The organism is Mycobacterium cajalii (assembly GCF_045809005.2).
Taxonomy (GTDB): domain Bacteria; phylum Actinomycetota; class Actinomycetes; order Mycobacteriales; family Mycobacteriaceae; genus Mycobacterium.
This window is the reverse complement of record NZ_CM141436.1, coordinates 1,636,167-1,654,742: the sequence shown is the minus strand read 5'-3', so window position 1 is coordinate 1,654,742 and position 18,576 is coordinate 1,636,167. Positions and strand designations below refer to the sequence as shown.

The following is an 18,576-nucleotide window of genomic DNA, read 5'->3' as shown; positions in this document are numbered from 1 at the left end:
GAATCGCTACGTCCCCGGGCGCCACTTCCGGACGGACAGGCGCTCGGCGCCCGGCCAGATGGCCATGGCGGCCGGAGATGCGCAGAAGGCGTCCTCGGCCTGGTGGGCGGTCATGTCGACGGCATGCAGGCCGTCCTCCTGGTGGGCGCGGCACACGACGGTCAGCACCCGGTGCGTGTCGGGGTCCACCTGCTCGGCCTCGATGGTCAGGACCACGACCAGCGTGTAACCGGCCCCGGTCGGCAGGTAGAAGGTGAGGTCCCGGCTGTCCAGGCCGCCGCCGTTGGTGACCAGGTAGCCGTCTCCGCTGGGGTAGACGGCCTGCCCGACCATCTGGGTCCGTTCGAAGTGGAGGCGGTCACCCGGCGCGCGCCACACCGAGAACCGGGTGTTCGCGCTGCCGTTGAACAAGTGCTGGGCGATCGGGATGATCAGCTCTTCGCGGCCGTCCTCGTCGATGTCCTGCAATCCGACGCCGCCCGGGCTCGAGGGCTCCAACAGCTCGTCGATGGTCTGCACGGTTTCACCCGCCGGGCCGGTCACGGTCACCTTCACCGACCTGGGCTGCGGCAACTCGGGCACGCTGAAGTAGGTGACCGCGAAACCCAGAGCACCGGAATGCATTTGGCAGTCAGAATGCGGAGACATGGCTTTCGGGCTGATCACCGCGGTCCGCTGCGGGCACGGCGGCAGCGTGGTGTCGGCGGCCGCGGTGGGGCACGTCAGGCACCCGGTCACCGCGATGGCCACCAGCGTGACGGCCGGCGCCGACAGCCGCTTCATCCCGGCGCACCTAGCGCTTCGGTGCCGGCTTGGGGGGCGCGGAAGGAGCCTCGGGCGGCGGCAGCTGCTCCTCGACGGGCGGGTGGGAGCCGGTCTTGGGACCGATGTCGGATACCTGCCAGCCGTTGCCCGCCCGGCTGACGGTCACCTGCAGCAGGATGATCGACACCTTGGGTGTCGGGTTCTGCAGGTTGCGGGTGGTCTGGTGCGCCGAGACCACCACCTGGTAGACCCCGCCGGGCTGGGCGACCGGGTCGGTGGCCAGCACCTCACCGGTGGAGGTGACCTGCGCCTGCAACATGATGCTCTTCAGCACGTCGGTGGCGTTGACGTATTTGTCCTTGAGTTGCTGCGACACACCGTCTTCGACCGAGCGGAAGAAGGCGTCGGGGTCTTCGAAGCTGTAGGTCAGCGACTTCAGCGCGTAATCCTTGGCCAGCTGCGCCGCGGCCTCGCGGTCCGCCTGTTGCCGGCGCAGCTGCGCGAGCTCGCCGCTCACCTCGCGATATTTCATGAACCCGAAGACGCCGCCGGCGAGTACCGCCGCCGCGGCAACGGCTGCGGCCCATCGCCACGGCCGCCGCGGCCAAAGCCGCCGCCCGGCGTTCTCGGTCCGCTCGGCCTCCTGGCTGTCCTCGGTGTCCGGGGCGTTCACGGCGGCCTCGGGCTCGGTCTCCGTCGTTGTCTCGTCGTCGCTGGTCGTTGAGTTGGCCATGTCAGCTCTTTCTGTGCTTGATCACTGGTGCCATTCGGGCACGTTGAGTTGCACCCGCACGCCGCCGGTGTCGTTGAAGGTCGATTCCCAGAAGTCCAGCCAGTGCCCGGCGTCCACCTTGATGTCGCGCAGCGGGGCGACCGCGGGGAGCAGGACGGGGGCGAAGGTGCTCAACGGACCGGCCAGCATGTCGACGTATTCGCTGATCTTGGAGATCAGGACCCCGCCCGCGTCGTCGGGGCCCATCACGCCCAGCCCGCTGTGCGACAGGGTTTCGATTTCATGGATCAGCCGCAAGAACGCCGGCACCGAGTTCGGCAGCAGCTGGCCGGTCGTGCTGATCACCTCGGCCGCGTGGACCTCACCCAAATTGGTGGTCAGCGTGGAGATGTTGCCGAACAGCGTGGCCATCAGTTGCTTGTCGTCGCGGACCACCTTGGCGGCCAGGCCGGCGGTGGTGGCCAGGGAATCGAGGGTGTCGTCGTTTCCGGCGAACGCCGCCGAGATGCTACCGGTGACGGTGTGCACGCTGTCGGGGTCGAGGGCCGAGATCAGGGCATTGGCCTTGGTCAGCAGGTCGCTTCCGGTGACCGTCGGCGCGACCCGGTCCGCGGGGATCACCGCCCCGTCGGAAAGGTACGGCGGCGCAATCAGCTTCGGTTTGAAGTCGATGTACTGTTCGCCGGCCGCGGAGAGGTTTTCCACGCTGATCGCGCTGTTGGCGGGGACCGGGTGGGCGCGATCGAGGTCGATCGAGACGGCCAGCCCCGTCGCGGTGGTGCGAATGCCGGTCACCCGGCCGATCTTGATGCCCCGCATGGTCACCTCGGACGTGGGCAGCAGGCCCCCGGACGTGTTGAGCAGCAGGGTAAGTCGGGTGTCCTGCTTGGTCGGGTCCATGTCGAGCACGCCGACCGCCATGTACACCGCGCCCAGCAGCGTCATCACCGTCAGGATGACCAGCGTGATGCGGGCGTTGAACTTCATGGCAGCAGCCCCATCGTCCGCATCGCCGAGACCGCCTGGTCGGCCTTGTCGGCGGGATCCACACCCTCGTGCCCGGTCGGTGGATGAAGTTCGGAGATGGTGTATTTCGGGCCCCCGTGCCGGAAGAACGGGATGAGCTTGGTGCGGATCAAGGCCATCAGCTTGTCGGCGAGCACCGGAATGGTGGTGTCGACGGTGTTCACGGTGCCCACCCACGGCGTGAGGTAGGAGAGCATCTCCATCCAGTCGCCGGCGACCGGGTTGATGACCTGCCCGCCCAATTCGTCGATCCCTTTGGAGTCCGCGACGAGCCGGACGATGGCGAGCGTGATCGCCGACAGGCCTTCGAGCTTCGCCGGGCCCTCGGCGACCAGCCGGTTGAACACCTCGGTGTTACCCGACAGGTTCGTGCTGATGTTCTCCATGCTGGCCAGGATCCCGTTGATCGTGTCCTGGTTGGCCGCAAGGTCGTTCAGCACTCCGGCGATGGTGTGCTGGATGCGGGTCAGCGCGGCGGGATCCTTCGGGAAGGCTTTGTTGAAGTTGACCACGGTGTCGCGCAGCGTGCCGATCGCCCCGCCCGCCACCAGGTTCGACACCGACCGCAAGACGTCCTCGACGTTGGCGGCCGGTTCGGTGTTGCGCAACGGGATGGTGCCGCCGTCGTGCAGCACCCCCGCCGACGGTTTGGCGGCGGGCAGCAGCGCGATGTAGATGTCGCCCAGTGGGGTGGCCTGGCGCAGTTCGGCGCGGGTGTTGTCGGGAAGCGTGGTGTCGCCGGACATGTCGACGTAGGCGACCGCCCTGCTGCCGTCGAGTGCGACGTGGTCGAGCACGCCGATCTGGATACCGCCGGAGTCCACCTTGGCCCGCGCGGGCAGGTTGAGCACGCTGGAGAACTCGATCGTGATCCGGTAGGCGTGGTGGGGGGTGTAGGCGCCCGGGACCGGCAGCCGGGTCGGGTCCAGCGAACAGGCCGCCGTGGGCACGATGGCCAGCACGGCCAGCAGCAGGCAGGCGACACGCGCCGATCGACGGGTCATGACAGCGCGGCCCCCAGGATGAGATCGGTCAGCCCGAGGGTGACCGGATCCGACGGGGCGTCCGACGCGCACGCCGCGGCGGCCCCGGGGGTGTGGCGCTTGCGCAGCACGTCGCAGATGGCGCCGGCCTGCGTCGGCGAAATCGCCACCTGCGGTGGGATGTAGGTGACGTTGTGGGTGCCCCACGCCGGCTCGTAGATGTCGGACAGCCAATGGCTGAACTGCGGCCACGACTTGATGGTGCCCAGGATGGCCGGGGTGTAGCGGTTCAGCACGTCGCGCACCCACGGGATCAGCTTGTCGGTGATTCTCTGATAGAGCCGCGGCGCCCACCGGTTCATGGCCTCCACCAGGATCGGCAGCAGGTGCGAAATGTGGCTCAGGGCCGCGGAGAAATTGTCCGACAGGCCCTCGATCAGTTCGGTGGTGGCGGGCAGCGTTGCGACCACCGAGGCGAAGGTGTCCCAGTGCTTGAGAAAGCCCGACGTGAAGACCTCGCTGTTCTCGAACAGCTGCCGGTACTCGGCGTCGGCCTGGTAGGGATCGGCGAGCATGGTGACCAGATTGCGCAGCGTCTGGTTGAGGCCGGGGCCGGTGCCGTCCAGCGAGCGGCCGGCCGCGCGCAGGCTGTCGTTGATGGCCTGCACGCCCGGGGCGCGGGACGGTTCCTGGCCGGGCTGGGGGCCCAGGATGTCGTCGGCGAGCTTGCCGATGGCCGCGAAGGTTTCGCTGACACTGATCGGGGTTCTGGTGGACGCCAGCCCGATACAGCCCGGCCCGGTGAATTTCGGCCCCGACGTGTAGGGCTTGGTCAGTTCGAGATGCCGGTCGGTGACGATCGATTGCGAGTAGGTGACCGCGCCGACGTCGGCCGGCAGGTCGAGGTCGGCGGGCACGGTGAAGTCGACCTCGACGTGGTCGGGTTTGTTGACGATCGCGGTCGTCGAGCCGACGTCGACGCCCAGCAGCGCGACCTTGTTGCCCGGGTACAGGCCCACCGCGTCGGTCAATTCGGCGCACATCGCACGGGTTTTGGCGGGCAGGACGGCCTGGGCGCCGAAGAACGCCGCCGCCGTGATCGCGGCGACGAGAACCACCGCTGCCGCGATCCCCAGCGGGGAGCGCAACCGCGAGCCGACAGCCGAAACCCAGGACATCTCAACAGTTCCTCATGATGTTGGGCAGGCACAGGTCCTGACCGGGGACCAGCCGGTTGTGTTCGTCGAAGACGACCCCGTTCCCGCTGAGCATCGGCATCACGACGCCCAGGGTCTGCCCCAGGCCCTCGGCCGCCAGGCCGAGCCGGTCTGGATGGGCCTGCAGCGTGTCGATGATGTCGTTGAGCCCGTTGACGATCGGCGCGACCTCCCGACCGTAGAACACCGTGACGCGGTCCAAGATCCTCGACAATTCCTTGAACAGGGTGAAGAACTCGACGATGTCGACCGCCTTCGCCGTGTACGTCTTGCCGATGATGTCGATCTGCTCGAACAGCGTGACGAGTTGCTTGCGCCCGGCGACCATGGCATGCAGCCCGTTGTTGGTGAAATCCAGGCTGCGGTGGAAGTCGGCGGTCGTCTTGCTCAACGACGTGGTCAACGCGTTGGCCGACTGCAGCAGGTCGCGCAACGCGTTGGGATACCTGTCGGCCGCGTTGGCCACCTCGCTGAAGGTGTCGTGGATGACCTGGCCGTTGACTTCCTTGATCATCGGGGTCGCCGCCTGCAGGATGTCGTTGACCTCGAACGGCAAGGTGACGCGCTGCGGCGGGATGACGTTGTGGCCCAGCGGTATACCGCCCTTGGGGTCGAGCGCCACGTAGTGGCCGCCCAGTGGGGTCAGCAGCTTGACGTCCAGGGTGGATTGCGAGCCGACCAGCACCGAACGCTTGACGTCGAACTTCATCTCGACGACGGCGCCCGCGAGCCCGATGCTGGTGACCTTGCCGACCGGGATGCCGGCGACGCGGACCTGGTCGCCGACGCGCACACCGGCGGAGTTGGGCAGGTCCGCGGTGTAGGCCGACTGATCGGTCGGATTCAGATAGGCCATCGCGGTGGCGGCCAGCACCGCGGCGATGACGACCACGCCGATGATGCCGTGGCGGCGGCTGCGGGTCGCGGCGGCACGCTCGTCGAGAGCAACGCGCCGACGCCCCATGCCGCTGCCCCACCTCACCGGCACACCACCAAGTTCTGTTGTGCGAACGACACCTGCCCGATCCCCGGCAGCGTCATCTCGCCGTGCGAGCAGGAAAACGTCGGTGTGGCGGGCTTGTCGTCGACCAGTGAGTCCCGTATCCCCTGGATCAGCGACGGCACCAGCGACAGCCCCGCGATGATCGTCGGCGTCTGCGGCCACATCCGGCTGGTCAGGTCGTAGAGCGGAGTCGTCGTCCCGTCGAAGATCCGCTCGATGTACTGCAGTTGATGGGCACTGGTCCGCAGGACGGGCAGCCCGGTCTCGAGCGCATCGCGGAACTCCTCGGCCTTGGAACCGAACTTCGTCAGCACGTCGTTGAGGGTGGCGATCAGATGAAACAGTTGCTGCGACTTGCCACCCAGGTCCCGCGAGATCGAACTGAGATTGCGAATCACGGCGACGATCACCGCCTGGCGGTCCACGGCGAGTTTGGAGATGACGTCGAGGTCGTGCAGGAACGGGCCGACGCCGGATTCGTCGCCCTGGATCAGCCGCAGCAGGTTCTCGCCGAGCAGGTTGAACTGTGCGGGGTCAAGGGTTTGGAAAATCGGCCGAAACCCGTTGAACAGTCTTGCCACATCGAACGACGGAATCGTCTGTCCCAGGGGAAGGACGCCTCCCGCCGCCAACCGTCGCGCCGGCTTCGCCGGCTGGACGAGCTCGACATAGCGCTGACCGAGCAGGGTCTGGTAGCGCACCGCGGCGACGGTGTTGGCGAACACCGGGTGATCGTCTTGCGCGGTGAAGTCCACCTTGGCGATCCGCCCGTCGAGCCGGACGGTCTCCACCTTGCCGACCTGCACCCCGGAGATGCGCACGTCGTCGCCGACGTAGAGCCCCGACACATCGGAGAACGCCGCGGTGTAGCGGGAGACCGCGCCGGTGACCGGACTGCGCAGGGCGGTCAGCACGATCAGCGCGCACACCACGGCGACCGCGGTGAAAACGGTCAGCCACACCACCGATTTGGTGACGCTTCTCATCGGCCAGCCCCCTGCGGTGCCGGCGCGGGCGGACCCGGCGGCGGGGCCGGCCCGGGCGGCGCGCTCGGCCCGAGGGCCGCCGGCAGCCCCGGCATAGTGTCCAGGGCGACCTCGATCTGCATGCGCACCTTGCCGTCGATGACCGGGAACGCCGCACTGGTGCGGTCCAGCAGACCCGAGAGCCGGTCATACACCGGCGCGAAGCTGGCCTGCATGTAGGAGTACGGCTTCAGCACGTCGGTCAGCGAGGCGACCATGGGGGCGATCCAGGACACGTTCTTGGCGAAGACGTTGTCGGCTTTGAAGAGCAGCTGCGCCGTCTGGTCCAGGATCGCGTTCATGCGCGCGACCCCGTCGGGGTGCGCCAGAAACTCCATCCCGTTGAGCAGGTCGTAGGCCAGCTTGATCAGCGGGATGGCGTCGCTGGCCCCGTTGACCACCGAGGCGAACACCGAAAGCGACTGCGAGAAAGGCACTTTCTGGGCGTCGACGAGCATCTTGGCCAGGTCGAAGAAGGCCCGGGCCACCGGCTCGGTCAGGTCGGCGTGGCGACGGACGACTTCGATGATGTGATCGACGTCGGGGGAATCGATGATCTGGCCGAGCTTTTGGCCCTGGCGCAGCAGCCCGGTGATGGAGGCCGAGCGCACGTCGGCCCCGATCAACAGCGTCTGGTTCGGCCGCAACCGGGGGCCGGTGCCGCTGCTGAGCAGTTCGACCGCCGCGAGGCCGAAGGTGTTCGAGGATATGAACCTGGCCGTGGTGTCGGCGGCCAGGACGCGCGCCTGCCCCGGCTCGAGTTCCACCGTCATCTTCTGCCTGTTGTACCCGAACGATTCCAGCGTCTTGACCGATCCGATCGTCAGGCCGCGGAACTTCACCTCCGCGCCCGGCGTCAGCCCCTCCCCGATCGCGTCGGCGACCACGGTCAGCTTGAACGCGTCGGCATAGCCGCCGGTCCCCATCTGATACAGCGCGATGCCCGCGATGCCCAGTACCGCCGCGGCGATCAGTCCCCGGATCCGCAGCGAGCGTGAACTGGGCGCCAGCACCCCCTGATCTGGAAAGATGGGCATGCCCTACCCCGATATCCGGACGCCGGGGCTGTTGCCCCAGAACAACAGCGTCAGCACCATGTCGGCGGCGACCACCGTGACGATGCTGGCGCGGATGGCCCGGCCCGAAGCCCGCCCGACCCCCTCGGGGCCCCCGGCGGCGTAGTAGCCCTGGTAGCCGTGGATCGCGATGACCAGCGTCACGAAGGTGGCCGCCTTGAGCAGCGAGAACACCACGTCGGACGGCTGGATGAACGAGTCGAAGTAGTGGTAGTAGGTGCCCGACGACTGTCCGTGCAGCACGTTGACCACCAGCACGCACGACATGTAGCTCAATGCCAGCGTCACCACGTAGAGCGGAACGATCGTGATCATCCCGGCGATCACCCGCGTCGTGACCACGAACGGAATCGACTGGATGCCAAGCGCTTCCAGCGCGTCGATCTCCTCGGAGATCCGCATCGCGCCGATCTCGGCGGTCATGCGGCACCCGGCCTGGGCAGCGAAGCCGATCCCGGCGATCATCGGCGCCATCTCCCGGGTGTTCGCGTAGGCGGAGACGAACCCGGTCAGCGGGCCCATCCCGACCATGTCGAGGGCCCCGTAGCCCTCGATCCCGACCGAACCACCGACCGCCGCGCCCATGAACACCAGCACGCCGATGGTGCCGCCCCCGACGATGAGCGACCCGTTGCCCCAGATCATGTCGACCAACAGCACCCCGGTCTGGTGCCGGTAGCGCTTCAGCGTGTGCGGAATCGCGCCGAGCACCTCGGTGAGGAAGGTGAGCTGGTGGCCCAGGCGCTGGACGAGCGAGTCGCCCCGGCCGGCGACCCACCACGTGGCGCGCGCGGCCGTGGGCAGGCCGAGCGGTAGGTATCGTGACGGCTGACTCATCTGAGCCATCAACCCAGTCTCAGCGGCATGGACATCGAAAGCCCCTGGGTGATGACCAGGTTGAGGCCGAACACCGCGACCACGCCGATGACGACCGAGGCGTTGACCGCGTCGGCCACACCGCGCGCACCGCCCTTGGCCTCCAGGCCCCGCTGGCAGGCCACCAGGATCACGACCACGCCGAACAACCACGTCTTGAGCACCGCGACGCCGACGTCGGCGACGCTGGCGAAGGAAGCGAACGACGCGATATAGCTGCCCGGGGTGCCGGACTGGAAGCCGACATTGATCGCGTAGCCCGCCGCCAGCCCCATGAAGACGATGAACGAACACAGCACCGGCGCCACGAGCACGATCGCCGCCAACCGGGGGGCGACCAACCGGCGCACCGGGTCGACGCCCATGACCCGCAGCGCGTCGACCTCCTCGCGAATGGTGCGGGCGCCGAGATCGGTGGCCACCGCCGAACCGGCCGCACCGCCCAGCAACAGCGCGGCCACGATGGGCGCGCCCTGCCGGATCACCCCGAGGCCGCCGGCCGCACCCGAGATCGACGAAGCGCCGACCTGCTGGATGAAGTTGCCCACCTGCACCGCCACGATGACGCCGAACGGGACGGACACCAGTAACGCGGGGATCGCCGTGATGCTGATCATGAACCAGGCCTGGTTGATGGTGTCCCGCCACGGGTGGCGCAGCCGGATCGCGTCCACGATCAGGTAGAAGAACGACTGCGCGGCCAGGTCGAAGAAGCGGCCCAGCGTCTGTAACGAGGAATCGAGCTGGTTGCCCCCGGACCGCAGCGGTTTGCCCAATCTGGCGAGGACCTGCTGGCCGATCGACCCGTACGCGTCGGCCCGGCGCTCTTCTCGCGCGTCGGACGTCCTCGCCGCAGCAGCGGAGTTTTCGCCGTTCGTGGTGACGCCCGCGTCGTCGACATCGACGTCGGGTAGGCCGTTGCCTACTGATTGACTCGCGGGTCGAGCCGCCGTCGCGTCATGGACCCCTGCGGTCAACGGCAGGTACCTCCTTAAATCGCTGTCACGGCGTCCCACCCCGGCAGATGTGCGAGCCTGCTAGTCGTGTGTCCAACAGCGGTACCCAGTTGCGTTTTACCAGCGGGCTGAGCGTGTGTCCGGGGAAAGGATTGAGTGTGACGTACGCCACACTGCTGTGGTGCGGCGGCGGCCGTCGCCCGCCGGGTCCGGGCGGGGGGCCGCCCGCCGACGCGACCGCTTCGCAATCAGGACAGTGCGGCGGAACTATCCGTTTGCCCAGTCGCCGCGGAGCGGGACGTCGAACAGTCCGAGGTCCAGCGTCCGGGCGACCCGCGCGACGGCGGCTTGGGCGCGCACACTGTTGCCCACCTCGTCCAGTGGCGGCGAGAACGCGGCAATCGCCAGTTGACCGGGCGCCACGGCAACCAGCCCACCTCCCACACCGCTCTTGGCGGGCAACCCCACGGTGTAGGCCCAGTCGCCCGAACGCGTGTAGATGCCTTCCATCGTCATCGCCGCGAGGACGTACCGGACGTTGCCGTGTGCGACGACCCGCTTGCCGGTGAGCGGATTGACCCCGCCGTTTGCCAGTGTCGCGCCCATGACCGCCAGGTCCACCGTCGTGACCAGCGTCGAACACTGGCGGGTATAGACGTCGCAGGCTTCCATCGGGTCGCAGTAGATGGACCCGCCGTCGCGCAGCAGCCAGGCGATTGCGCGGTTGTGGAAGTTGGTGTCCTGCTCGGAGGCGTTGATCTCGTCGCTGACCGAGATCTGACGGCCCGCGAAATCGCTTTGCACTTGCAGGATCTGACGCCAGCGGTCCTCGGCGTCGGCGGCGTCCACCAGGCTGGCCGTCGCTATCGCGCCGGCGTTGACCAGCGGCGACATCGGCTTGTCGTTGTGCTGTTCCAGTGCCGACACCGAGTTGAAGGCACGGCCGCTGGCGTTGGCGCCGACCCGGTGCAGAACCTCCTGGGGGCCGCGCTGTTCGATCACCAGGGCGAGCGTGAACACCTTGGAGATCGATTCCAGCGCGAATTCGTAGCGTGCGTCGCCCGCGGCGACTACCTGCCCGTCGACGGTCGCCACGCAGACGCCGAGCAGATCCGGGTCCACCTTCGCCAGGACCGGAATGTAACTGGCGTTCGCGCCGCCCCGCTTGGTCTTCTGGCTGTCGTACGCGTCGACAACTGCCTTCTCGATCCGGTCGGCAGACATCGCGATAAGAGTCATCGGCTCAATTCTGTTTGGCGGCAGCATGGCCGGCGGCGGTGGTGACGACGCGGTGGATGAAGCCGAGCTTGTCGACCACGCGCGGCGGCAGCGAGAACGGGTACAGATCGTCGCGGCCCATCGAGTGGTTGACACGGTTCAGGACCCCCGACAACGGTATCCAGTCCCCCACGATGTCGGCAATCGTGGCGTCGGCATAGGACTCTTTTGCGTCGATGTCCGCCTTCAGGTCCCACTTGACCCTGTCGGCCTGCAGCACCAGCCCCGAATCCGAGATCGTGGCAAGGGTTCCCGTGATGTGCAGGTAGTGCGCGAAGGTTTCGGCGAAATCCTCCCAGGGATGCGCGGTCGCGTATTCCGAGATGTAGCCCGACTGCCAGTCGGCCGGGACGACGCCGCTGTAGTGGCGCTGCAGGGCGGCCTCGTAGTCCTCGCGCTCATCGCCGAACAAGGCCCTCGCGTCCTCGGCCAGGGGCGTGTTCTGGACGAGGATCATCTCGTAGTAATGGCCGACCTCGTGACGGAAGTGGCCCAGCATCGTGCGGTAAGGCTCTTTGAAGCGGATGCGCAGTCGCTCCCGGTACAGTTCGAGCGACTCGGCCAGGTCGATGGTGATCACTCCGTCGGCGTGCCCGATCGTCACCGGGCCGCCCGACGATTCGCTCGACAACAGGTCGAACGCCAGCCCGTCGTCGGCCTGGTGGTACGGCCGGACCGGCAGTCCCAGCTCGATCAACTCGAAGATCAACCGCCGCAACGTCTTCAATGTGTCGTCGAGTTCGGCCAGCGCCTTGGCGTCGTCGGCCGCCGGTCCCCGGCGAACGAAACCGTCCGCAAAGCACCGATCCGACCCGGAGTCGCAGGCCGCGAGCCAGTTGCAGCCACGCTTCCAGTGCGCACACCGTGTCCACCGACGGCCGTCGACGACCACCTGGGCCCGCCCCGAGAGGGCCAGCATCCGGCGCGACGGGTAGTGATAGCCGACCGCCGCCCCGCACGTCGGGCAGCCTTGCACCTCGAAACCGACCGCCTGCCCGCACTTTGGGCATCCGAACGCACGCACGGTTCAAAGCTCGGTTGTGCCGTCTGACCGGACAAGGGGCCGGGGCTTCGAGCCCCTCGCGTCGTTGCTCATCTGCTCTCCCAGTCCGTACTCGCCAACCAGCGAGCGTATGCCAGCCGAGGCCCGGCCACGCCAACCGGCCCGGGTCCGGCCCGCCCACAAATCCGCGAAAACATCCATTTTTGTGCGGCGTGGCGAGCGTTGCCGGGTCGCCGGTCTCACTACCCTGAGAGCGACAAACTGCGGGGGGCAACGCGGCCGCAGAAAGGACGCACCCCGTGAACCCCTACAGCACGACCACGAAACGGGCCCTCCCGACGCTGGGCCTGGCCGCATTCGCCGCCCTGTGCGTGAGCGCAGCAATTGCCCAGGCCGACACCGCCAGCATCAACACCGCCAGCGTCAAGTTCCAGCCGACGACGATGAACAACGTCCCCAGTCTGCGCGTCACCGTCACCGACACCAGCGGGAACGGGAACCCCGGCACGTACGGGTCCTGCACTTTCAACGCCACGCCCACGCTGGGGACCATGGACGTCCTCCAGGGCATCGGCACCCCGATGGCGCCGCTCAACCAGACCTTCGAACTGCCCCAGGGTGGTCAGCAGGAGCTGAACTTCGCACCCGAGCTGCCGACGGGCACGCTGTGGAACGTCACCGTCAGTTGCACCGACCCCGTCCAAAGCCAAACCGCGACCGTCTACAACGCACCGATGCCGTTCTGACCACGGCACTTGCGTTGCCCTACAGCGTTGCGCTGCGGTGGGACCGGCCGGCGGCTACGGGCAGTAGGTTCGATTCCGCGGCACTGACGATGCCGGTGGCGTCGGCGGATGAAACGCCCACCGAAGAAAGTTCGGGGTGGACGTCCGACGCAATCTCATCCGGCGTCGCGCCGGTCTTGCGATCGACGCAGATCGCGTGCCCGAGTGCTACCAGGTCGTTGTCGCCGCCCGGCTGCCACACGATGCCAAGCCTGTGCAGCTTTGCGAGATACAGTAAGTGCTGTCGTTGCTGTCGGCAAGAGCGATTGCCGTGCCTGAGGTCAGGGCAGCGCCGACCGTCACAGGGATAGTCAGCGCAACCAGCCCGCGAGGTAGCGACATCGAGCGCCCTTTGCGAACCGATCGGTGGCGGGGTCAATGTATGAGGCCCTCACCGAGGCGGGAATGTCGATGGCCGCGGACGCGTGCGCGACGTCGAACTGAGACAATCGCCTCGTGCCCACCGATCCCCCGCATCGACCACCGGCCGAGCCCAAGCCGCCGCGGGTGCGCGTCACCCCCGAGGACTTGGAGAGGTACGGCGACGAGGATCAGGTGCGCGCGGCGTGGGACGAGGGCCGGCTCCGCGACGACCGACCGCCGCATCACAGCTGACCCACCGGTGCAAGACATAGGCCGCTGAGTTACCGGCGAATCCGGCCGGGGTCAGGCAAAATCCTGGCATCGGTTTCTCACGCGCGACAGTGGCAGGTAGTGACGTCGACGATGACGGCATCGCGGCGGATGCCGGCGAGGGTATGGCGACCGGGCTGACGGATCGGGTCGTGGCGTGGCGGATGCCGCGGTTACCGCTCGAAGAACGCCGTTCGGTCATGGACGCGCTGATGGTGATTCCCTCGGGCGCGGCAATATGGCGATTCGTAGTGCTGATGTTCCTGTCGAGCCTGATCGCGGCCGTCGGACTGCTGCAGAATTCCGTGGCCGTCATCATCGGCGCGATGATGATCGCCCCTTTGATGACACCGATCATGGGAATCGCCGCCTGCCTGGTGATGGGATGGGGACAACGGCTGGTGCAGATGCTGGCGCTGGTGTTGGTTTCTGCGGCGGCGGTAGTCGCGGTGGGATGGGGGTTGTCCACTGTGCTGCCGCCTACGGGAGTCGGGCTGCCCTCCGAGGTTGTCGCGCGCTCCAGCCCCGACATCCGAGACCTTCTTGTTGCCCTGGGGGCCGGCGCCGCCGGAGCGTTCGCCACCGTTCAGAAGAAGGTCTCCGCAGCACTGCCCGGCGTCGCGGTCGCTGTCGCCGTCGTCCCACCACTGGCGGCAGCAGGTGTGCTGCTGGGGCGCGGGCAACCGGAGCTGGCCCGCGGCGCGGCGCTGCTGTTTCTGACGAACCTGGTCGGCATCGTGTTGCTGGCGACCGTGGTCTTTCTGCTGACCGGCCTGGTCAGCGCCGACAGGTTCCGCACCCATCGGCGCCAGATCCTCGTCTCCCTGGCGATGGCCGCCGTGTGCGCGCTCGCGGTCGCATTGATCCTCACCCCACCGTTTATCGCCCTCACCGGCCACGCCCGGGACCTCAAGACCGCGACGAAAACCATCACGCACATGCTCAGCCCGAGCAGCAAACTCAGCCATATCGCCATCTCTGGCAGTAAGGTCCGCGCAGACGTCACCGGGCCGACGGCGCCCCCGCCCATCCAGGACATGGCCGCCGGCCTCAGCCGCGCGCTGGGCCACCCGGTCACGGTGCAGCTGAGTTGGTTACCGGTGCGGGATCCGGAGCACAGTCGGCCGCAGACACCGCCACCGCCGCTGAGCGAGCTGAGCCCGGTGGTCGAGAAGTGGCTGGCCGCACAATCATTGACGCTGCAAGGACTCAGCTATCAGTCCGGGACGCTGGTGGTCTCGACCGCCGGGCCCCGTCCACCCGGGAATTCCGACGACCTGACGACGCTGATCGACGCCCGGTTCAACCACCACCTACCGGTCAGCATGGCCTGGACCCGCGGGGCCGGCGCGTCCACTACCTCCAAAACGGCGCTCGCGACCGCGGAGGCGACCGCCGCGACATGGGTCTCGACCCAGCCGGGCATCACCGTCTTGAGCGTCACCGGGTCCGCCGATGCGGTCACCGTCACCCTGCTCGGCAGCACCAAACCGGACGTCGACACGCTGCGAGCCGAGCTTCAGACTGCGCTGCCGCAGGCCAAGATCACCATCCAATGGGTTTCCGGCGGTCCGTTGGCCGTCGCCACACCCACCTCGGCTCCCCCGGCTCCCAACCCCACGCCGGCAACGGGCCCGACAACACCGCCGCGATGACGACGGGTCGAGGGCGACGGCCCCCACCGCGGGCCGCGCCCCGAAGCCGTTGCCGCTCAGCCAGATCCCGCCTGCATACCGGTTTGGACGACGCGGCGAGCACGCCGCGGTCGCCGTCCTGCACCAGCCAAGGCCCGCTGGGCCGGTCGCCGATCAGGGCCAATAGGGTCGATTCCGCGGCGGTGACCATGCCGGTGACTTCGTCCAACGACAGGCCGCCCGAAGAGAGGGGCGGATGGATGTCCGTGGCGATCTCGTCGGGTGTCTCACCGTGTTTGCGATCGGCGCAGATCGCGTGCCCGAGCGATACCAATTCGCACTTCGGGGGAACCCGCCCTTCACCCCTGTGAAGCTGCCGGGAATCGAACCGGCTTTCTCCAGGCAAACCGCCGCCCGAACTGCGGTTCCATTCGGGACTCGACGGCGTCAAGAGTGAAACCCGAAAGCCCGACCGTGCAGAACTACACCGTTATCGTGGCCTACATGGAGGCATCCGAGCCCGACGCAGGCCCCAATTCGGTCAGCCGCCGTCACCTACTTCGGTTGGCTGGAGGCGTCGGCTTGGCGACCACCGTGGTCGGCTGCGCACGAAATGCCATGGTGAACTCGGGCCCAGACCCTTATGCCGGCGCGAATCCGTCGTCGACTCCTGGTTCGACCGCGCCGTTGCCCGCCAACGCCGGCCTGACGAGCACACCATCAGCCGAGACCATGGCCTCGCCCACATCCGCTTCCGACGCCACTTCGGCAATGCTGCTTTGTCGAGATTCTTGGGGTGCCCGCCCGGCACGCCCCGGTGGGCGGCCTCACACCATCACGCGCATGACGCTCCACCATGAGGCCGTCACACTCGGCGACAACCGCAACGCCCCAGGCCGATTGCGCCAGGATCAGCGGTACCACCAGGGCCAGCTGGGTTGGATCGACATCGCCTACCACGTCGGCGTTGACCGCAACGGCAACATCTACGAACTGCGCACCCCGGAAATCGCGGGTGATACGGCAACGGACTACGACACGACGGGCCACTTCCTGGTCCTCTGCGAAGGAGACTTCGGTCGCGAGGCCGTGTCGGAGGCCCAGCTGCATGGCGCAGCTCTCGCGTTCGCCTGGGCCGCGCAGAATTTCCGCATCGCGACCGACACGTTGGCAGGGCACAGAGACCTGGCCCAGACTTCGTGCCCGGGCGCGAACCTGTATGCCCACCTCTCCTCCGGTGACCTCGAGCGGCGCATCAACGAGCTGCTGGCCGCCGGCCGCGTGGACCTGCAGCGCTTCTGCGGGCCCGACGCCGCCGCGAGGGTCGCGGCCATCGAGGCAGGCAACTGAGCAGCAGTCCGGCCGACGACGGGGTCTGCGGGTCCGGAGCGAAGATTGCAGACAATCGGCCCTGGTTGCGCGTCACGCCCGAGGACTTGGAGAAGTTTCGGCGACGTGGATCAGGTGCGCGCGGCATGGGATGAGGGCCGGCTGCGTGACGGGCAACCGCCGCATCACGGCTGACACGCCACATTTGATCCATTGCTGGGTACAAGTAGGGGTATGACATACCCTCACCAGTTCGGCGTGCCCCAGATCGCGCTGGCCGGGGTGGCGCTGATCGCGGTGGTGATGTTGGTGTCGTCGGTGGTCGGGCGGCGCCGCAAGGTCCGGTCAAATGCGGGTTCGGCGGAATCGGCGCCGCGGGGGGGTCGACTGCGGTTCCGACCAGTACGCGCGGTCACCGGGGTTGTGCTGCTTGTTGTTTCGCTTCTGATGCTCTGGTTCGCCACGCTGGTGCAGACGTATTTGGGCCTGACCGGCGAAGTCAAAGCCGCCCGCGTCGTTGCGACAGAGATCAGCAACGCCAGTCACCGCCTGAGCGTGGATCTCACGCTCTACGACGAGCAGGGCCACGCATCGACCCGCAAGAGCTATGAGGTCGAAGGGGACCTGTGGGTGCTGCAAGCCGACATTGTCGAGCTCCAGCACTGGGTGAATGTCCTGGGTATGCATTCCGGGTACAAGGTGACTCGCCTCTTCGGTGAGCGCCTGGACGGGGTTTCACCGGCACAGCACCAGATCTTGCTCAACGGCGGCGACGGGAGCTTTTTCGCCGACATGCACGGTGGCAAATGGTGGACCAAGCCCTTCGTGCGGTCGGCATACGGCAATGCCGTCATATCGCCGCCCGGCGAGTTCGACGTGTACGTCTCCCAGGACGCGATCAAGGTTCGGGCCGCCACTGGCTAGACGATCAGCGCGCACAGTGCGATGCATACCGCCCGCGCCGTGCGGCCGGGCGGTCAGGAAACAAGGGGGTCAACGGATTCGCGGTGCCGATCACCGAAGCGCCCCGCGGATGCCGTGCCGCCGGCGGATGCACAGGGCGCCGCAGCTCACGGCGGGAAGCGCTACGGTGCGCTTTATGCGTCGCGTGGACTACGTCATTCAATACGTCGAGTCGATCGGGCGGTCGGTGGTGTTTTACCGCGAGGTGCTCGGGCTCCGAGTACGAATCGAAGGCGACGGCTATGTCGAGTTCGAACTGGAAAACACCAAGTTCTCGCTTTTCGCACGTTCGAAGCTGCCGGAGCTCATCGGCCGCGACGGCGGCAACGGGCCCTGCGGTGAAGTCGGATTCCTGGTCGAAGACGTGGACGCGGAAGCGGAGCGGTTGAGAGGGCTCGGTGTCGAGATCCTTCGCGGACCGGCGGATCGGCCATGGCATGAAAGGACGCTGCACATCGCCGACCCGGACGGCAACGTCATCGAATTCGCACAGAAGCTTCGATGATTCCCGACCTGTCGTGCCGGGCACCGACACCCCCGGATGCGGTGAGCCCTGGCAAAAGGATGGGCCCGTGATCCTCGCCGTCGACCTCGGCAAGACGTCCTGCCGGGCCGCTGCGCGCGGCCGCAGGGACGAGGGAGCCGGCGCGCCGGGGCTCGCCACGCCGGGCGGCGTGCGGGCCGCGGAGGCGGCCATCCTGGCCGTGGCCGGCCAGGTGGCAGGCGATTTGGGTCCGGCCGACGAAGCGATCGTGGGCGCCGCCGGGGCGCTGGCGGCGCCGGACGCAGCACGCGTGCTGGGCACTGCGCTGCTGACCTCGCTGCGGGTCGGGCGCATCGCGGTGACCAGCGACGCCGTGCTCGCGCATGCGGGCGCGCTGGGCGGGGAGCCGGGCGTCGTGCTGGTTGCGGGCACCGGCGTCGTGGCGCTCGCCATCGACGCGAACGGCGCGCTGCGCACCGCCGACGGCTGGGGACCCTGGCTTGGCGACGAGGGCGGCGGCGCGTGGATCGGCGCCGCCGGGCTGCGCGCGGCGCTGCGCGCCCACGACGGTCGCGGCCCGTCCACCACGCTGCTCGACGCCGCGCGTGCCCGTTTCGGCGCACCGGAGACCTGGCCAGCGCGGCTCACCGACGCCGCCGCGCTGGCGCGTTTCGCGCCCGACGTCCTCGCCGCCGACGGCGACGTCGCGGCGCTGGCGATCGTCAGCGCCGCCGCCGAGGCGCTCGCCGCGACCGCCCGCGCGGCCGGGCATGGCCCGGTGGCGATGGTCGGCGGACTGGCGGCAGT

General features: G+C 67.9%; 21 protein-coding genes and 1 pseudogene. 7 read left to right on the top strand and 15 right to left on the bottom strand.

Annotated elements, in window-relative coordinates:
* Window positions 1-6: 6 nt before the first annotated feature.
* From ACJ512_RS07905 to ACJ512_RS07850, 12 genes are all read right to left on the bottom strand, one after another.
* Entirely contained in the window at window positions 7-783 is a 777-nt protein-coding gene (locus ACJ512_RS07905) for a hypothetical protein (protein ID WP_407686738.1), read from the bottom strand.
* A 10-nt stretch (window positions 784-793) separates the two neighbouring features.
* Window positions 794-1,498 carry a hypothetical protein gene (locus tag ACJ512_RS07900; RefSeq protein WP_407686739.1) on the bottom strand — a complete coding sequence of 235 codons (705 nt, stop codon included), beginning with the start codon at window positions 1,496-1,498 and terminating at the stop codon, window positions 794-796.
* Window positions 1,499-1,519: 21 nt separating this feature from the next.
* On the bottom strand, window positions 1,520-2,485 hold the full coding sequence (locus tag ACJ512_RS07895) for an MlaD family protein (RefSeq protein ID WP_407686740.1): 966 nt from the start codon (window positions 2,483-2,485) through the stop codon (window positions 1,520-1,522).
* Window positions 2,482-3,528 (bottom strand): MlaD family protein, encoded by a 1,047-nt coding sequence (locus tag ACJ512_RS07890; RefSeq protein WP_407686741.1) that lies wholly within the window; start codon window positions 3,526-3,528, stop codon window positions 2,482-2,484. Before ACJ512_RS07890 ends, ACJ512_RS07895 begins: the two co-directional genes overlap by 4 nt.
* The gene (locus tag ACJ512_RS07885) at window positions 3,525-4,685 is read right to left on the bottom strand and encodes an MlaD family protein (protein WP_407686742.1); all 1,161 of its coding nucleotides are present in this window, start codon (window positions 4,683-4,685) and stop codon (window positions 3,525-3,527) included. The genes ACJ512_RS07890 and ACJ512_RS07885 overlap by 4 nt, the downstream gene beginning before the upstream one ends.
* 1 nt (window position 4,686) lies before the next feature.
* Entirely contained in the window at window positions 4,687-5,688 is a 1,002-nt protein-coding gene (locus tag ACJ512_RS07880; RefSeq protein ID WP_407686743.1) for an MlaD family protein, read from the bottom strand.
* 14 nt (window positions 5,689-5,702) lie between these two features.
* Complete coding sequence (locus ACJ512_RS07875) at window positions 5,703-6,713, bottom strand: MlaD family protein (protein WP_407686744.1); 1,011 nt, start codon at window positions 6,711-6,713, stop codon at window positions 5,703-5,705.
* On the bottom strand, window positions 6,710-7,789 hold the full coding sequence (locus ACJ512_RS07870; RefSeq protein ID WP_407686745.1) for an MlaD family protein: 1,080 nt from the start codon (window positions 7,787-7,789) through the stop codon (window positions 6,710-6,712). The genes ACJ512_RS07875 and ACJ512_RS07870 overlap by 4 nt, the downstream gene beginning before the upstream one ends.
* A 3-nt stretch (window positions 7,790-7,792) precedes the next feature.
* The gene (locus ACJ512_RS07865; RefSeq protein WP_407686759.1) at window positions 7,793-8,665 is read right to left on the bottom strand and encodes an MlaE family ABC transporter permease; all 873 of its coding nucleotides are present in this window, start codon (window positions 8,663-8,665) and stop codon (window positions 7,793-7,795) included.
* 8 nt (window positions 8,666-8,673) lie between these two features.
* Window positions 8,674-9,681, bottom strand: a complete 1,008-nt coding sequence (locus tag ACJ512_RS07860) for an MlaE family ABC transporter permease (protein WP_407686746.1) — start codon at window positions 9,679-9,681, stop codon at window positions 8,674-8,676.
* 246 nt (window positions 9,682-9,927) lie between these two features.
* On the bottom strand, window positions 9,928-10,899 hold the full coding sequence (glsA, locus tag ACJ512_RS07855) for a glutaminase A (RefSeq protein ID WP_407686747.1): 972 nt from the start codon (window positions 10,897-10,899) through the stop codon (window positions 9,928-9,930).
* A 4-nt stretch (window positions 10,900-10,903) separates the two neighbouring features.
* The gene (locus tag ACJ512_RS07850) at window positions 10,904-11,914 is read right to left on the bottom strand and encodes a zinc-binding metallopeptidase family protein (protein WP_461480022.1); all 1,011 of its coding nucleotides are present in this window, start codon (window positions 11,912-11,914) and stop codon (window positions 10,904-10,906) included.
* Between the two features lie 326 nt (window positions 11,915-12,240).
* Here ACJ512_RS07850 and ACJ512_RS07845 point away from each other — a divergent pair, with 326 nt between their 5' ends.
* On the top strand, window positions 12,241-12,687 hold the full coding sequence (locus ACJ512_RS07845; protein WP_407686749.1) for a hypothetical protein: 447 nt from the start codon (window positions 12,241-12,243) through the stop codon (window positions 12,685-12,687).
* A gap of 19 nt (window positions 12,688-12,706) precedes the next feature.
* On the opposite strand, the gene ACJ512_RS07840 is transcribed toward ACJ512_RS07845, so the two are convergent.
* A complete protein-coding gene (locus ACJ512_RS07840; RefSeq protein WP_407686750.1) occupies window positions 12,707-12,928 on the bottom strand; it encodes a DUF732 domain-containing protein in 222 nt (73 codons plus the stop codon).
* Between the two features lie 254 nt (window positions 12,929-13,182).
* On the opposite strand from ACJ512_RS07840, the gene ACJ512_RS07835 reads away from it, so the two are divergent.
* Window positions 13,183-13,341 (top strand): hypothetical protein, encoded by a 159-nt coding sequence (locus ACJ512_RS07835; RefSeq protein ID WP_407686751.1) that lies wholly within the window; start codon window positions 13,183-13,185, stop codon window positions 13,339-13,341.
* Window positions 13,342-13,430: 89 nt separating this feature from the next.
* Window positions 13,431-15,014: a DUF389 domain-containing protein gene (locus ACJ512_RS07830; protein ID WP_407686752.1), complete on the top strand. Its 1,584-nt coding sequence runs from the start codon at window positions 13,431-13,433 to the stop codon at window positions 15,012-15,014.
* Here ACJ512_RS07830 and ACJ512_RS07825 read toward each other — a convergent pair.
* Both ACJ512_RS07825 and ACJ512_RS07820 read right to left on the bottom strand, forming a co-directional pair.
* Window positions 14,905-15,327 (bottom strand): DUF732 domain-containing protein, encoded by a 423-nt coding sequence (locus ACJ512_RS07825; protein ID WP_461480102.1) that lies wholly within the window; start codon window positions 15,325-15,327, stop codon window positions 14,905-14,907. The genes ACJ512_RS07830 and ACJ512_RS07825 overlap by 110 nt on opposite strands.
* 307 nt (window positions 15,328-15,634) lie before the next feature.
* Window positions 15,635-15,757, bottom strand: coding sequence for a hypothetical protein (locus ACJ512_RS07820; RefSeq protein ID WP_461480021.1), 123 nt, complete (start codon window positions 15,755-15,757; stop codon window positions 15,635-15,637).
* A 79-nt stretch (window positions 15,758-15,836) separates the two neighbouring features.
* Between ACJ512_RS07820 and ACJ512_RS07815 the strand changes: the two genes are divergently transcribed.
* The 4 genes and pseudogenes from ACJ512_RS07815 to ACJ512_RS07800 all read left to right on the top strand — a co-directional run.
* Window positions 15,837-16,343, top strand: a complete 507-nt coding sequence (locus ACJ512_RS07815) for an N-acetylmuramoyl-L-alanine amidase (protein ID WP_461480020.1) — start codon at window positions 15,837-15,839, stop codon at window positions 16,341-16,343.
* Window positions 16,344-16,556: 213 nt separating this feature from the next.
* On the top strand, window positions 16,557-17,246 hold the full coding sequence (locus tag ACJ512_RS07810; RefSeq protein WP_407686755.1) for a hypothetical protein: 690 nt from the start codon (window positions 16,557-16,559) through the stop codon (window positions 17,244-17,246).
* Between the two features lie 175 nt (window positions 17,247-17,421).
* Window positions 17,422-17,790 carry a VOC family protein gene (locus ACJ512_RS07805; RefSeq protein ID WP_407686760.1) on the top strand — a complete coding sequence of 123 codons (369 nt, stop codon included), beginning with the start codon at window positions 17,422-17,424 and terminating at the stop codon, window positions 17,788-17,790.
* Window positions 17,723-18,538, top strand: a pseudogene (locus ACJ512_RS07800) (BadF/BadG/BcrA/BcrD ATPase family protein); the annotation flags it as partial. The gene ACJ512_RS07805 and the pseudogene ACJ512_RS07800, both read left to right, overlap by 68 nt.
* Window positions 18,539-18,576: the final 38 nt, after the last annotated feature.

Bases quoted from the DNA above. Each gene is read 5' to 3' on its own strand.
- ACJ512_RS07905 (WP_407686738.1), bottom strand. From the start codon at position 783: ATGAAGCGGCTGTCGGCGCCGGCCGTCACGCTGGTGGCCATCGCGGTG.
- ACJ512_RS07900 (WP_407686739.1), bottom strand. From the start codon at position 1,498: ATGGCCAACTCAACGACCAGCGACGACGAGACAACGACGGAGACCGAG.
- ACJ512_RS07895 (WP_407686740.1), bottom strand. From the start codon at position 2,485: ATGAAGTTCAACGCCCGCATCACGCTGGTCATCCTGACGGTGATGACG.
- ACJ512_RS07890 (WP_407686741.1), bottom strand. From the start codon at position 3,528: ATGACCCGTCGATCGGCGCGTGTCGCCTGCCTGCTGCTGGCCGTGCTG.
- ACJ512_RS07885 (WP_407686742.1), bottom strand. From the start codon at position 4,685: ATGTCCTGGGTTTCGGCTGTCGGCTCGCGGTTGCGCTCCCCGCTGGGG.
- ACJ512_RS07880 (WP_407686743.1), bottom strand. From the start codon at position 5,688: ATGGGGCGTCGGCGCGTTGCTCTCGACGAGCGTGCCGCCGCGACCCGC.
- ACJ512_RS07875 (WP_407686744.1), bottom strand. From the start codon at position 6,713: ATGAGAAGCGTCACCAAATCGGTGGTGTGGCTGACCGTTTTCACCGCG.
- ACJ512_RS07870 (WP_407686745.1), bottom strand. From the start codon at position 7,789: ATGCCCATCTTTCCAGATCAGGGGGTGCTGGCGCCCAGTTCACGCTCG.
- ACJ512_RS07865 (WP_407686759.1), bottom strand. From the start codon at position 8,665: ATGAGTCAGCCGTCACGATACCTACCGCTCGGCCTGCCCACGGCCGCG.
- glsA (WP_407686747.1), bottom strand. From the start codon at position 10,899: ATGACTCTTATCGCGATGTCTGCCGACCGGATCGAGAAGGCAGTTGTC.
- ACJ512_RS07815 (WP_461480020.1), top strand. From the start codon at position 15,837: ATGACGCTCCACCATGAGGCCGTCACACTCGGCGACAACCGCAACGCC.
- ACJ512_RS07810 (WP_407686755.1), top strand. From the start codon at position 16,557: ATGACATACCCTCACCAGTTCGGCGTGCCCCAGATCGCGCTGGCCGGG.
- ACJ512_RS07805 (WP_407686760.1), top strand. From the start codon at position 17,422: ATGCGTCGCGTGGACTACGTCATTCAATACGTCGAGTCGATCGGGCGG.